This is a genomic window from Cohnella sp. GCM10020058 (assembly GCF_042683485.1).
Classification (GTDB): Bacteria; Bacillota; Bacilli; order Paenibacillales; family Paenibacillaceae; genus Cohnella.
Genome location: NZ_JBHUJV010000013.1, coordinates 187348 through 199959, shown reverse-complemented (window position 1 = coordinate 199959; position 12612 = coordinate 187348). Strand labels below are relative to the sequence as shown.

Sequence of the window (12612 nt, the reverse complement as noted above, 5' to 3'; positions counted from 1 at the left end):
CGTTCGCAAAATCGTTGACTCAAACATATGTTCGTGGTATTCTCGTATCAGAACAAACGTTTGGGGTGGATGAGATGGTACAAGTACAGCTGCTCGGTTCGGATTCGCTGAAGGCTAATGATTATACATATATGAAGAGGGATAGCGGGGAGGGGCGAGCTTCCGCTTCGACCGCGCGAGTCGAGCGCACGGCATTGGCGATCACTTTTCAATCGATCGTCTCCTTTAAGGGACTGCGGCTGTTTTTGATTCCGATTGTCGCACTGCTGATCTATGCGGGACTGTCCATGATGACTGCATCAGCCGAGCCCGATTCCGTCCGTCCGGCTGCCGCAACGGAAGCGACCGTGACCGTAGACAGCGGAGATACGCTTTGGGCGATTGCCGAGGGTGCCAAGCCTGCCGGCATGAAGACGATCGCGGCCGTGCACCTGATCATGAAGCGCAACGGACTGACGTCATCCACCATTGCTTCCGGTCAACGCTTGGTCCTTCCGGCCAAGCTGTCCGATAAAGTCGAATAGGAACGCACGTTCTTATCCCTTCGATATTCGCATTACGAATCTTTCTTGAATAGACTATCCTTAATCGACCGATGCATATCGGTCTTTTTGCTTTAGCCTCGCCTTGACATTCCCCTTGCGATATTGTCAAATTAGAAGAGGCAACACGGGAGGTGACCCTATGGAATTCGACAAACTGATCGCTCGGATTAACGAGTTGGCACATAAACACAAAACGATCGGATTAACCGAGGAAGAGACTTTGGAGCGACAAAAGCTGCGCAAGCTTTATCTGGACAACTTCAAACGAAACTTCAGGCAACAGCTCGATCAGATCGAGTGGACGGACGAACCGCCCGAAAATACGATCAAGCATTGATACGCCCGTTTGCAGATTCCGATATTTAACGTCGTGAAAGATGGCATGATCGGTCTTATTCATGCGGCAACGCGGCGAAGCCGGCTTAAAGCCGGCTTTGCCTATACATAGGAGGGTATCCAGTGTCACGTTCATGGGAACGCGCCGTACAGCGCAATTCGAAGCAAATCAACAAACGCCGCAAAAAAGAGGGGAAGCAGAGTTTGTCCGCTCCTTCGGTGCAGATCGACCGGTTCAAAGGGCGAAGCTTCATTATGCCTTTCACGCTCGTGCTTCTGATCGTGTTCTATATTCTATTGTTTAAGCCTTGGTCCGCGAGCTTTGAACAGAGCGCCGGCATGTTCTGGGCAACAGTAGGCTGTTATGTGCTGCTCGCCGTATTTTACTTCCTCCGTCGGCCTTATTTAGCCGTCTCGAAGGACAGGCTGGAGACGCGCAAATTTGCGGGATACAAGACCCTTAAGCCGCTCGAGATTCGCAAAATCGTCCAGATGCCTGGCTATATCGTCGTAGAGACGATCAAAGGCGGCAACTGGGTGTTCACCAAGCTGATGAACCGGTATCCGCTGGATGCAATGTCCGTTCGGCTCAAGGAGTTTGCTGGACAGCATCAGATCGAGTGGGAAAACCGTGCTAAATAAGCCACGGACATTCGCTTTTCTATAAGTACGTTTCTACGGTTAAACCAATGATATTCGGGATTTGAACAATCGCGCACGGGAGAGATGGACGTCAGATGAAGATTCAAGCGGTAATGTTCGATTTGGACGACACGCTGTTATGGGATGACCGCAGCGTCAAGCAGGCCTTTGAGGCGACTTGCGAGCAGGCTGCAAGGGAAGCCGGCGTCGACGCAGCCGCGTTGGAAGATGCGGTGCGACGCGAGGCGCGTTCGCTTTATGAGACGTACGAGACGTTTCCGTTCACGCAAATGATCGGGATCAACCCTTTCGAAGGTTTGTGGGGGAACTTTAAGGCCGGGGAACATCAAATGTTCAGACGGATGGAAGCCATCGTCCCGGATTATCGGCGTGAAGCATGGACGCGCGGACTCAAGACGCTTGGCGTGGACAGCCCGGAGCTGGGCGCCGAGCTTGCCGAGATGTTTCCGGCCCAACGCCGGAAGCTGCCGCTTGCCTATGAGGAAACGTTCGAGGTGCTCGACGCGCTCAAGGGGAATTACAAGCTGCTGCTCTTGACGAACGGGTCTCCCGATCTTCAAGAGGAGAAGCTTGCGATGACGCCGGAGTTGATCCCCTATTTTGACGAGATCGTCATCTCCGGACAGTTTGGGGAAGGCAAGCCGTCGCCGAGGCTGTTCGCTCACGCGCTGCAGCGACTCGGGCTTGAAGCGGAGGACTGCGTCATGGTCGGCGACAAGCTGACGACCGACATCAAGGGCGCCAACGGCGTCGGGATGATCTCAATCTGGATCAACCGCCACGGAGCCGTACGCGGCGACGAGATCGTGCCGAGCTTCGAGATTGCCAGCTTGAGCGAGTTGCAGCCGCTCCTTAACAAGCTTTCCGCGGAATGACAAAAGCGCCGGATCCCCGATGAAGGGATTCGGCGCTTCTTTTTCGTTTAAGGGAATTATTTAACGAATGCGGGATCCTCGAAAGGATGCGCGATCCAGCCTTCGGTCTCAATGAACAGGCGGACGGCAACGACCTTCTTGGAGTCGGTCAGGGTAAAGAAGTGAACGCTGCCCTCCGGTACGGAGATAACGTCGCCGGCGCTCAGGATGACGTCGAAGTAACCTGTCTCTTCGTCGCCGCGGATGATGAAGATACCTTCGCCGGCCGTGATCGCCCGGACTTCGTCTTCGGTGTGCGTATGGATCTGCTCGAACTTCTTCAGCAGCTCTTCGATATTCGGCGTGGACTCGGACAATACGACGATGTCCCAGGTCTTGTAGCCGCGGCGCCCGGCGAGGTCGCGGATCTCGGCATCGAAGGTCGACAGGATCTCGGCTTTGTCATCTGCGCTCAGGTCGAAGTTCTCTTGCAGGCGCTCAGGCAGCTTGGAAGGATTCCAGTGCTCGTAAAGCACGCCTTGCGTGTCTAGAAAGGAACGGACGTTGTCTTCTCCCTCGATCAGCTCGTTCGTATTGCGAACGCGAACTTTTGCCATTTGTTATTCCTTCTTTCCCACTATGAATTTAAGTATTTGTTGACTAGATTATAATCTTTGCCACGCCATTTGTCGACACATCCAACCTGATCTTTTCGTGAATAAAACATTCTGCTACTATAGAAGTTAATGATTTTACCCATGAAGTTACCCGGAAAAGGATGATACGTCTAAATATGACTTTAACCGATACGAAAGCCCCATTGCAAGAGCTGCTCAAGAAGCGGATCCTGATCCTCGACGGCGCCATGGGCACGATGATTCAGCAGGCAAACCTGACGGCGGACGATTTCGGAGGCGAAGAGCTCGAGGGGTGCAACGAAATGCTCGTGCTGACCCGTCCGGACGTCATTCAAGGCATTCATGAGCAATATCTTGCAGCGGGCTCCGACATTATTGAGACCAATACGTTCGGCTCTACTTCAGTCGTGCTGGCAGAGTACGACATACCCGAAAAGGCGAGGGAGATCAACCTGGCTGCGGCGAGGCTCGCTCGCGAGGCTTGCGACAAGTATACGACGCCGGACAAGCCGAGATATGCCGCAGGCGCGCTCGGGCCGACGACCAAGACGTTGTCGGTTACGGGCGGCGTGACGTTCGATCAGTTGGTCGAGGATTATCGCGAGCAGGTCGTCGCGCTTATGGAAGGCGGCGTGGACGCGATCCTGATCGAGACTTGCCAGGATACGCTTAACGTCAAGGCGGCGAGCATCGGCGTCCGGACGGCGTTCGATCTGATGGGACGGACGCTGCCGATTATGATCAGCGGTACGATCGAACCGATGGGCACGACGCTGGCCGGCCAGAATATCGAGTCTTTTTACGTCTCGCTAGAGCATCTGAACCCGGTGTCGTTCGGATTGAACTGCGCGACGGGCCCCGAGTTCATGCGGGATCATATTCGCACGTTGTCCGCGATCGCGAAGTCCGGCGTCAGCTGCTACCCCAACGCCGGATTGCCTGACGAAAACGGACATTATCACGAATCGCCCGAATCGCTGGCACGCAAGCTGCGCGCCTTCGCCGAACAGGGCTGGATCAACATCGCGGGCGGCTGCTGCGGCACGACGCCGGCACATATCAAGGCAATTGCGGACGCGATGGCCGATGTCGCGCCGCGCGTTCAGAACGGCGAGCACCCGCCCGCCGTCTCCGGCATCGAGACGGTCTATATCGAGAGCGAAAATCGTCCTTACATGGTAGGCGAGCGCACGAACGTGCTCGGCTCCCGCAAGTTCAAGCGGCTTATCGCCGAGGGCAAGTACGAGGAAGCTTCCGAGATCGCGCGCGCCCAGGTCAAGAGCGGCGCGCATGTCATCGACGTCTGCCTGCAGGATCCCGATCGCGACGAGACGGAGGACATGAAGAAGTTCCTCGACTTCGTCACGAAAAAAGTCAAGGCGCCGCTGATGGTCGACACGACCGATCCGGCCGTCATCGACATGTCGCTGAAGTATATCCAGGGCAAGACATTAATTAACTCCATTAATCTCGAGGACGGCGAAGAGAAGTTCGAAAAGGTCGTGCCGATCCTTCACAAGTACGGCGCGGCCGTCGTCGTCGGTACGATCGACGAGCGCGGACAGGCCATCACGCGGGAAGACAAACTCGAGGTCGCCATACGCTCGCACGATTTGCTGGTGAACAAATACGGCTTGCAGTCGGAGGATCTGATTTTCGACGCCCTCGTTTTTCCCGTCGGCACCGGCGACGAGCAATACATCGGTTCCGCCAAGGAGACGATCGAAGGCATCCGGCTCATTAAGGAACGGCTGCCGAAGTGCCAGACGATTCTCGGCGTCAGCAACATTTCATTCGGTTTGCCCGAGTCCGGCCGCGAGGTGCTGAACTCCGTATTTCTGTACGAATGCACGAAGGCGGGACTCGATTACGCAATCGTCAACACGGAAAAGCTCGAGCGCTATGCTTCCATTCCCGAGCATGAGCGCAGACTTTCCGAAGAGCTGCTCTACAATACGAACGACGCGACGCTCGCCGAATTTGTCGCCGCTTTCCGGGATAAAAAGGTGGAAAAGAAGGTCAAAGCCGACAACTTGCCGCTGGAGGAGCGTCTCGCCGGCTATGTTGTCGAAGGCAGCAAGGAAGGCCTGCACGCCGATCTCGACGAGGCGCTCGCGAAGTATGCGCCGCTCGACATCATTAACGGCCCCCTCATGGCGGGCATGTCCGAGGTCGGACGTTTGTTCAACAACAACGAACTGATCGTCGCCGAGGTGCTGCAGAGCGCGGAGGTCATGAAGGCTTCCGTCGCGCATCTGGAGCCTCATATGGAAAAAGCGGACTCGGCCGTAAAGGGCAAGATCATGCTGGCGACGGTCAAAGGCGACGTCCATGACATCGGCAAAAACCTCGTCGAGATCATCCTCTCGAACAACGGCTACAAGATTGTGAACCTCGGCATCAAAGTTCCGCCGGATCAACTGATCGCCGCTTACCGCGCGGAGAAGCCGGATGCGATCGGACTGTCGGGGCTGCTCGTCAAAAGCGCGCAGCAGATGGTGTTGACCGCGCAGGACTTGAAGAGCGCCGGTATCGACGCGCCGATCCTCGTCGGCGGCGCCGCGCTGACGCGCAAGTTCACGAAGACGCGGATCGCGCCCGAATACGACGGCGTCGTGCTCTACGCCAAGGATGCGATGGACGGGCTCGACATCGCCAACAAGCTGAGCAATCCCGCCCAGCGGGCCGTGATCGAGCAGGAGCATCGGACCGCGCTCGCCACGCTCGAACGCGAGGAGGAGAAGCCTGCGATGCCCGCGCCGACGCGCGCCCGCAGCGCCAGCGTGTCGCCGGACGCGCCCGTGTTCACGCCGCCGGATTGCGATCGCCACGTGCTGCGCGATTATCCGCTTGCGCACGTATTGCCTTACGTGAATCTGCAGATGCTGATGGGTCACCATCTGGGTCTCAAAGGCAACGTCGAAGAGCTGCTTAAGGCGGGAGACGAGCGTACGACGCAGCTTAAGGAAACGATCGACGGCATTATGGCCGACGCGCAGGCGAACGGCTGGCTGAAGCCGCAGGCGATGTACCGCTACTTCCCCGCGCAGGGAGACGGCAACGACATCCTGATCTACGATCCGGACGACCGCAAGACGGTGATCAAGAAGTTTACGTTTCCGCGGCAGGCAGTGGATCCTTACCTGTGCTTGGCCGATTTCCTGAAGCCCGTAGAGAGCGGCGTCATGGACACCGTAGGCTTCCTCGTCGTGACTGCGGGCAACGGCACGCGCGAGCAGGCGGAGCGGTGGAAGGAAAACGGCGACTACCTGCGCTCGCACGCGCTGCTCGCTACGGCGCTCGAGGTGGCGGAAGGCATGGCGGAGCGGGTGCATCAGATCATGCGCGACAATTGGGGCTTCCCTGATCCGGCCGATATGACGATGAAGCAGCGCTTCGGCGCCAGGTATCAGGGGATCCGCGTTTCGTTCGGTTACCCCGCATGTCCGGACCTGGAGGACCAGGGGCCGCTGTTCGAGCTGATGAAGCCGGAGGATATCGGCGTTCAACTGACCGAAGGCTTCATGATGGAGCCGGAAGCTTCGGTGTCCGCGATGGTATTCGCGCATCCGGACGCCAGGTATTTTAACGTGGACAAGGCTTAAACGCTTGAATGATATGCTCTAATGAAGGCAGTCCCGGTCGCGTTTGCGATCGGGACGGTTTTTTTGTTGTCTCAAACAGCGGGCAATGAACGATCATTTCCCCGGAAAGCGCAGGATGCGACAATGAGTAACGCGAATCGCAAGGCTTGAAGCGTTATTTTCGACCGCACTCCGCCGATAGCGCTTTCGTTCGACACCGTTATTGCAATTGCGCGACAATTCACACAAATGAGCATGGAGCTGGTTCCGCAATCATTTCCCCGAGATGAAGAAATAAGCGCGGATCGCGCCTTGGGATCGAGCAAGCCGTTGCCGTGCGAACGTACATTCTGTACAATGAAGAATACGAGACGTAAATGATCGATACGATACGCAAAAGAATGGAGCGATGCGGCATGAACCCTTTGACGGGAAAAGCGGCGACGATGGAGGAATGGCTGGCGCATCTGAAGCTGAACCGGGAGGTCATGGAAAACGTGACCTACTGGCATACGCAGCCTGCCCGCCCCGCGCGGACTTCGCCGTTTCCGCCGGAGTTCGATCCGAGGCTGTCAGCCGCGCTCGGATCGCGGAATATCGCTTCGCTCTATACCCACCAGGCATTGGCGTTCGAATCGGTCCGCGCCGGCCGTCACGTCGTGACCGTCACGCCGACGGCGTCTGGCAAGACGCTGTGCTATAACCTGCCGGTGCTGCAGCGGCTGTTGACCGATCCGAGCGCGAGGGCGCTCTATCTGTTCCCGACGAAGGCGCTCGCCCAGGACCAGGTGGCCGAGCTGCAGGAATTGGCCGACATGATGGAGGTCGACATCAAGACGCATACGTACGACGGCGATACGCCGCCTACCGTCCGTCAGGTCATTCGCAACGCCGGCCATATCGTCGTGACGAACCCGGATATGCTCCACTCGGCCATCCTGCCGCATCATACGAAGTGGGTCAAGCTGTTCGAAAACCTCAAATATATCGTTATAGACGAGCTGCACGCCTACCGCGGCGTTTTCGGCAGCCATGTGGCCAACGTCATCCGCAGACTGAAGCGAATTTGCCGGTTTTACGGCAGCAATCCGCAGTTTTTGTGCGCTTCCGCTACGATTGCCAATCCGCGCGAGCATGCCGAGCGGCTGATTGAGGAGCCGTTTGCGCTCGTCGACGACAACGGCGCGCCGGCCGGGGAAAAGCATCTCGTCTTTTATAATCCGCCCGTCGTCAACCGGCAGCTCGGCATCCGGCGCTCCAGCGTGCTGGAATCGCAAAAGCTTGCGGCGCTGCTGCTCCGAAGCGGCATCCAGACAATCGTCTTCGCGCGCAGCCGCGTCCGCGTAGAGATCTTGCTCACGTACCTGCAGGAGCTGACAAGGCGCGAATTCGGACCCAAGTCGATTCGCGGCTACCGCGGCGGTTATCTGCCAAAGCTGCGCCGAGAGATCGAGAAGGGACTGCGAAGCGGAGAGATTCGCGGCGTCGTCAGCACCAACGCGCTCGAGCTCGGCATCGACATCGGCCAGCTGCAAGCCTGCGTGCTTAACGGCTATCCCGGCTCGATCGCAAGCACCTGGCAGCAGTCGGGACGGGCGGGGCGCCGGCATGGCAGCTCCGTCACGTTTCTCGTGGCCAGCAGCAACCCGCTCGACCAATACCTGATTCAGCACCCGGACTATTTTCTCGGACGTCCGCCCGAGGAAGCGCGGATCCACCCGGACAACCTGCTGATTTTGCTCGATCACATCAAGTGCGCCGCGTACGAGCTGCCGTTCGAGGCGGGAGATACGTTCGGCGGGGAGAAACTCGTCGACCTGCTCGAATTTCTTGCAGAAGAGAAGGTGCTGCACGAGAATGCCGGCCGCTGGTACTGGATGGAGCAGGCTTTTCCGGCGCACAGCATCTCGCTGCGCTCCGCGGCGCAGGAAAATTTCGTCATTATTGACATGACGGAAGGCCATCGCGTGCTCGGCGAGGTCGACCGGTTCGGCGCGCCGACGCTTATCCACGAAGAAGCGATCTATTTGCACGAGGGCGTTCAATATCAGGTCGAGAAGCTGGATTATCCGGAAAAGAAGGCTTATGTGCGCGAGGTCAACGTGGACTATTTCACGGACGCGAGTCTCGCAGTCGAGCTCAAGGTACTGCATGTGGACAAGGAGCGCGAATCGCCGGGCGGCGCCATCGTGCGTCAGTACGGGGAGCTGATGGTGACGGCCAAGCCGACCATCTTTAAGAAGATGCGTTTGCGTACGCACGAAAATATCGGTTCCGGCCCGATCCATCTGCCCGAAGAGGAGCTCCATACGAGCGGCTATTGGTTTTCCTTCTCGGAGGAAGCCGCCGCCGTTCGCAGCGCGAACGATATGCAATCCGCCCTGCTCGGGCTCGCCAACGTGCTCGTCCATCTCGCGCCGCTGCATCTGATGTGCGATCCGATGGACATCTGCGTCGTTCCCCAGGTGAAGGCCGTTCATACGAAGCAGCCGACGATCTACTTTTACGATCGGTATCCGGGCGGCATCGGACTTAGCCAGCGTCTGTACGAGAAGCATGACGAACTGCTCGCGGAGGCCGGGCGCCTCATCGAGGGATGCGGATGCCTGAGCGGCTGTCCGGCCTGCGTCGGACCGATCGAGGAAGTCGGCTTGCTCGGCAAAGACCTGGCGCTCGGGCTGCTGCAAAGAACGGCAGGTGCTGCAGGATGAGCAGTCTGCGCGATCGGTTGGACCGGTTGCGGGCCCATTCGGCTTCGTCCAAGGCGGCGGATGCACCGGAGGGGGGCGCTGCTGCTGACACGGCGGTCGCAGGCGGCACCGAGGCGGCAAGGGATAACGATGGGACGGCGAAAAGCGGACTCCATCAGGCGCTCGTCGCGTTAAACGTCGAGGAAGTCGACGGCGAGTACGGCAGCTTTCTGCGCCGTCGCGCGGTCTACCCCCTCGAGCACCGGCACGGCCACTACGTGCTGTCCGAGCTGATGTCCTGCGCCGGCAGACTGAAGCCGATTACGGCGCGGCAGAACCGGAAGCGGGAGCCGCAAGCGGCAGACGCCTCATCCGAGCCGGACAACATCGAAGCGCAGCGGCTTTTGTTCCTTGACACCGAGACGACCGGACTTGGCGTCGGCACGGGCAATTTGCCCTTTATGGTCGGATTCGGCTACGCCGACGGCGGGGCGGGGACCTTTACGGTGGAGCAGCTGCTGATCCGGCACCCCGGCGAGGAGCGGGCAATGCTGGCTTACCTGCTCGGCAAGTTCGCGGGGGTCACGCATCTGGTCACCTACAACGGTCGTTCGTTCGACTGGCCGGTGCTGACGAGCCGCTTCGTGCTGAACGGCTGGCGGCCGAGCGGCGTCGAGCCGGGGCATCTGGATTTCCTGCACCCTGCCCGCGCATTGTGGAAAAACACGCTGCCTTCCTGCAGGCTGAGCCGCATCGAGGAAGACCGGCTCGGCATCTTGCGCGGCGAAGACGTTCCCGGCTCGCTCGCGCCGGAGCTGTATATGAAGTATTTGAGCGACGGGGACGCTTCTCATCTGCGCGGCGTCTATATTCACAACGAGCGGGATATTTTGACGCTGGTCAGCCTGACCGTGCACTTCGGCGGCGTGCTCGAGGGCCGGCTCGGCGCCGAGTGGGCGCTGCCCGAGGAGCCGGAGGAGCTGTTCCGGACGGCAGCCTGGCTGGCCGATCACGGCGGCGAGCGGCACGCGGAGCGGCTGTTCGCGGCGCTGATCGCGGAGGGCACGCCGGGCGGCCGGTGGCTGCTGCCGGCCGCCGCGCGCCTCAAGAAGCTCGGCCGGCACGGGGAGGCGGCGGAGCTGTGGGAGCGGGCGGCGAGCTTCGCCGAATCGCGCCTGCTGCCTTCCGCGGAAGCGCATATCGAGCTCTCGATGTATTACGAGCATCGATGCAGGAAGCCGGCCGTCGCACTGGATTACGCCGTGCGCGCGCTTGAACTGCTGCAGCGGCGAACATCGCTGCGCCAGAGCGATCGCATGCGGGCGGAGCTCGATGCGATCAGGCACCGAATGGCGCGGCTTCGCCGCAAGATCGAAGCGATAGGCCGGCCCGGGTAAAATGCCGGGCCGGGCTGTCGCTTCTTTCTACGTCTTGATGGTTGCACACGACTCGACAAAAGGGTATTGTGATTCATATAAAAGCTGGCAGCATCATGAAGTGCAAGACAGCGTCAAAGGAGCCGAAAATGAATGTCGCAACAAATCGCGCTGCTCCGCGAAGACCGTTTCGCCGGGCGGCCGAAGGCGGTGCTGCTAGATCTCGACGGCACGCTTTACAGAGGAGAGACGCCGATCGAGGGCGCTCCGGGATTGGTCGAGGAACTTGAAGGAGCGGGCATCGCCTGCTGGTACTTGACGAACAATTCGACGCGCACGCCCGAGCAGGTAGCGGAGCATCTTCGCGGCTTCGGCATCCCGGCTGACGCCGAGCGCGTTATTACATCCGCGGCAGCCGCGGCGTATTACGCCAAGCAGCGCCATCCTGACGCAGTCGCATTCGTCATCGGCGAGCACGGCCTGAAGAGCGCGCTTGCGGAAGCGGGCATCGCGATGCCGGACGAAGCCGAACGCGCCCAAGGCGCGAAGGTGAATCTTGTCGTGCAAGGCCTGGACCGTGGCTTGAACTACGGACAGTTGACCGAGGCGCTCGGTTATTTATTGTCGGGCGCCGATTACTTGCTGACCAATCCGGATCGGCGGCTGCCCGTCGGCGACGGTTTTCTGCCTGGCGCGGGAAGCCTGGCCGCCCTGCTGGAGACGGCCAGCGACATCGCGCCGGTCGTCATCGGCAAGCCGTCCGGCATTATGATGCAGTATGCGCTGGACCTGGCGGGTATCGAAGCGGCGGAGGCCTGGGTCGTCGGGGACAACCCCCACACGGATCTCGCTGCGGGCCTTGCGGCCGGTTGTCCGACGGTGCTCGTCTTGACCGGCATATGCGGTCCGGACGATTGGCGCCGGCGCTGCGAGCGAGCGGGAGCGATGCCGGATGCGGTATGCGAGGGTCCGGCTGACGTACGTGCGTTGATTTCCAGGGCCGGGACTCGTTAGCGAACCGGCAGATACATAAATGAGGTACGGATTCGACGAAGGCTAGATGAGAACAGACCATCCGCGGGATGGCTGGAGAAGGGATGGAAGAACATGCCGGAATGGCCGGAAATGGACACCTATCGAAGACTGCTGTCGCCGCTCGTATGCGGGCAGATGATCCGGGAGGTTGTCGTGAACCGCGAAAAGACGATTAACGAACCTCCGGAATTGTTCATAGACGCGTTGAAGGGCAAGCGAATATTGTTTGTAGAGCGGAAGGGCAAGCACATCCTCTTTCACCTGGACGACGGAAACCGGCTTCTGCTGCACTTGATGCTCGGCGGCTGGATGTTCTACGGCCAAGACGGGCCGAAGAGCGACGACCACTATCAAGTCATCCTGACGCTCGACGATGGCAACCGGCTGTTTTTCGCGGGACTCAGGCTCGGATTTCTTCATCGGCTTAGCGCCAAAGCGGTGCTGGAGCGTCTGCACGATTTGGGACCGGATCCGATGGATCCGCGCTTGACCGAAGCCGCATTCGCGGCAAGGCTCAAAAAGCGCAGGGGACGGCTCAAGCCCGTACTGACCGATCAGAAGTTTCTTGCCGGCATCGGCAACTGCTATTCCGACGAGATCTGCTTCGATGCCATGATCCACCCTGCCTCGCAAATTTCGGCGCTGAAGGGCGAGCAGATCTCCGCGCTCTACGCTTCCATGCGCAAAGTGCTGACGGAAGCGGCCGACGGCGGCGGATACATGGAGCATCCTTTGACGGCGGGAGACGAGACGACAGGCGGCTTTTTGGACAAGCTGCTGATTTACGATCGCGGAGGCGAACCATGCCCCCGCTCCGGAGACGAGATCGTATTGGAAACGCTGGCGGGACGAAAAATGTTCTATTGTCCGGCGTGCCAGAAGGAAGCCTGA

The 12612-nt window shown here is 59.2% G+C and carries 10 protein-coding genes; 9 read left to right on the top strand and 1 reads right to left on the bottom strand.

From position 1 onward, the window contains the following. Positions 1 to 74 precede the first annotated feature (74 nt). The 4 genes from ACFSR7_RS22340 to ACFSR7_RS22325 all read left to right on the top strand — a co-directional run bounded on the left by ACFSR7_RS22340 (position 75) and on the right by ACFSR7_RS22325 (position 2419). On the top strand, positions 75 to 524 hold the full coding sequence (locus tag ACFSR7_RS22340; protein ID WP_378165393.1) for a LysM peptidoglycan-binding domain-containing protein: 450 nt from the start codon (positions 75 to 77) through the stop codon (positions 522 to 524). Positions 525 to 684: 160 nt separating this feature from the next. Then, positions 685 to 882, top strand: a complete 198-nt coding sequence (locus ACFSR7_RS22335) for a DUF896 domain-containing protein (RefSeq protein ID WP_378165391.1) — start codon at positions 685 to 687, stop codon at positions 880 to 882. A gap of 122 nt (positions 883 to 1004) precedes the next feature. Next, positions 1005 to 1523 (top strand): hypothetical protein, encoded by a 519-nt coding sequence (locus ACFSR7_RS22330; protein ID WP_378165389.1) that lies wholly within the window; start codon positions 1005 to 1007, stop codon positions 1521 to 1523. A gap of 95 nt (positions 1524 to 1618) precedes the next feature. Further along, positions 1619 to 2419: an HAD family hydrolase gene (locus ACFSR7_RS22325; protein WP_378165388.1), complete on the top strand. Its 801-nt coding sequence runs from the start codon at positions 1619 to 1621 to the stop codon at positions 2417 to 2419. Between the two features lie 56 nt (positions 2420 to 2475). On the opposite strand, the gene ACFSR7_RS22320 is transcribed toward ACFSR7_RS22325, so the two are convergent. After that, entirely contained in the window at positions 2476 to 3015 is a 540-nt protein-coding gene (locus ACFSR7_RS22320) for a cupin domain-containing protein (protein WP_378165386.1), read from the bottom strand. A 176-nt stretch (positions 3016 to 3191) separates the two neighbouring features. Here ACFSR7_RS22320 and metH point away from each other — a divergent pair, with 176 nt between their 5' ends. The 5 genes from metH to ACFSR7_RS22295 all read left to right on the top strand — a co-directional run bounded on the left by metH (position 3192) and on the right by ACFSR7_RS22295 (position 12612). Beyond that, positions 3192 to 6641, top strand: a complete 3450-nt coding sequence (gene metH, locus ACFSR7_RS22315) for a methionine synthase (RefSeq protein WP_378165384.1) — start codon at positions 3192 to 3194, stop codon at positions 6639 to 6641. 395 nt (positions 6642 to 7036) lie between these two features. Then, on the top strand, positions 7037 to 9331 hold the full coding sequence (locus tag ACFSR7_RS22310; RefSeq protein WP_378165382.1) for a DEAD/DEAH box helicase: 2295 nt from the start codon (positions 7037 to 7039) through the stop codon (positions 9329 to 9331). Further along, positions 9328 to 10707: a ribonuclease H-like domain-containing protein gene (locus ACFSR7_RS22305; protein ID WP_378165380.1), complete on the top strand. Its 1380-nt coding sequence runs from the start codon at positions 9328 to 9330 to the stop codon at positions 10705 to 10707. Before ACFSR7_RS22310 ends, ACFSR7_RS22305 begins: the two co-directional genes overlap by 4 nt. 132 nt (positions 10708 to 10839) lie before the next feature. Beyond that, entirely contained in the window at positions 10840 to 11700 is an 861-nt protein-coding gene (locus ACFSR7_RS22300) for an HAD-IIA family hydrolase (protein ID WP_378165378.1), read from the top strand. A gap of 93 nt (positions 11701 to 11793) precedes the next feature. Continuing rightward, complete coding sequence (locus ACFSR7_RS22295) at positions 11794 to 12612, top strand: Fpg/Nei family DNA glycosylase (RefSeq protein ID WP_378165376.1); 819 nt, start codon at positions 11794 to 11796, stop codon at positions 12610 to 12612.

What these genes read in the sequence shown, in the direction of transcription:
- ACFSR7_RS22340 (WP_378165393.1), top strand. Translation starts at nt 75, where the DNA reads ATGGTACAAGTACAGCTGCTCGGTTCGGATTCGCTGAAGGCTAATGAT.
- ACFSR7_RS22335 (WP_378165391.1), top strand. Translation starts at nt 685, where the DNA reads ATGGAATTCGACAAACTGATCGCTCGGATTAACGAGTTGGCACATAAA.
- ACFSR7_RS22325 (WP_378165388.1), top strand. Translation starts at nt 1,619, where the DNA reads ATGAAGATTCAAGCGGTAATGTTCGATTTGGACGACACGCTGTTATGG.
- ACFSR7_RS22320 (WP_378165386.1), bottom strand. Translation starts at nt 3,015, where the DNA reads ATGGCAAAAGTTCGCGTTCGCAATACGAACGAGCTGATCGAGGGAGAA.
- metH (WP_378165384.1), top strand. Translation starts at nt 3,192, where the DNA reads ATGACTTTAACCGATACGAAAGCCCCATTGCAAGAGCTGCTCAAGAAG.
- ACFSR7_RS22310 (WP_378165382.1), top strand. Translation starts at nt 7,037, where the DNA reads ATGAACCCTTTGACGGGAAAAGCGGCGACGATGGAGGAATGGCTGGCG.
- ACFSR7_RS22305 (WP_378165380.1), top strand. Translation starts at nt 9,328, where the DNA reads ATGAGCAGTCTGCGCGATCGGTTGGACCGGTTGCGGGCCCATTCGGCT.
- ACFSR7_RS22300 (WP_378165378.1), top strand. Translation starts at nt 10,840, where the DNA reads ATGTCGCAACAAATCGCGCTGCTCCGCGAAGACCGTTTCGCCGGGCGG.
- ACFSR7_RS22295 (WP_378165376.1), top strand. Translation starts at nt 11,794, where the DNA reads ATGCCGGAATGGCCGGAAATGGACACCTATCGAAGACTGCTGTCGCCG.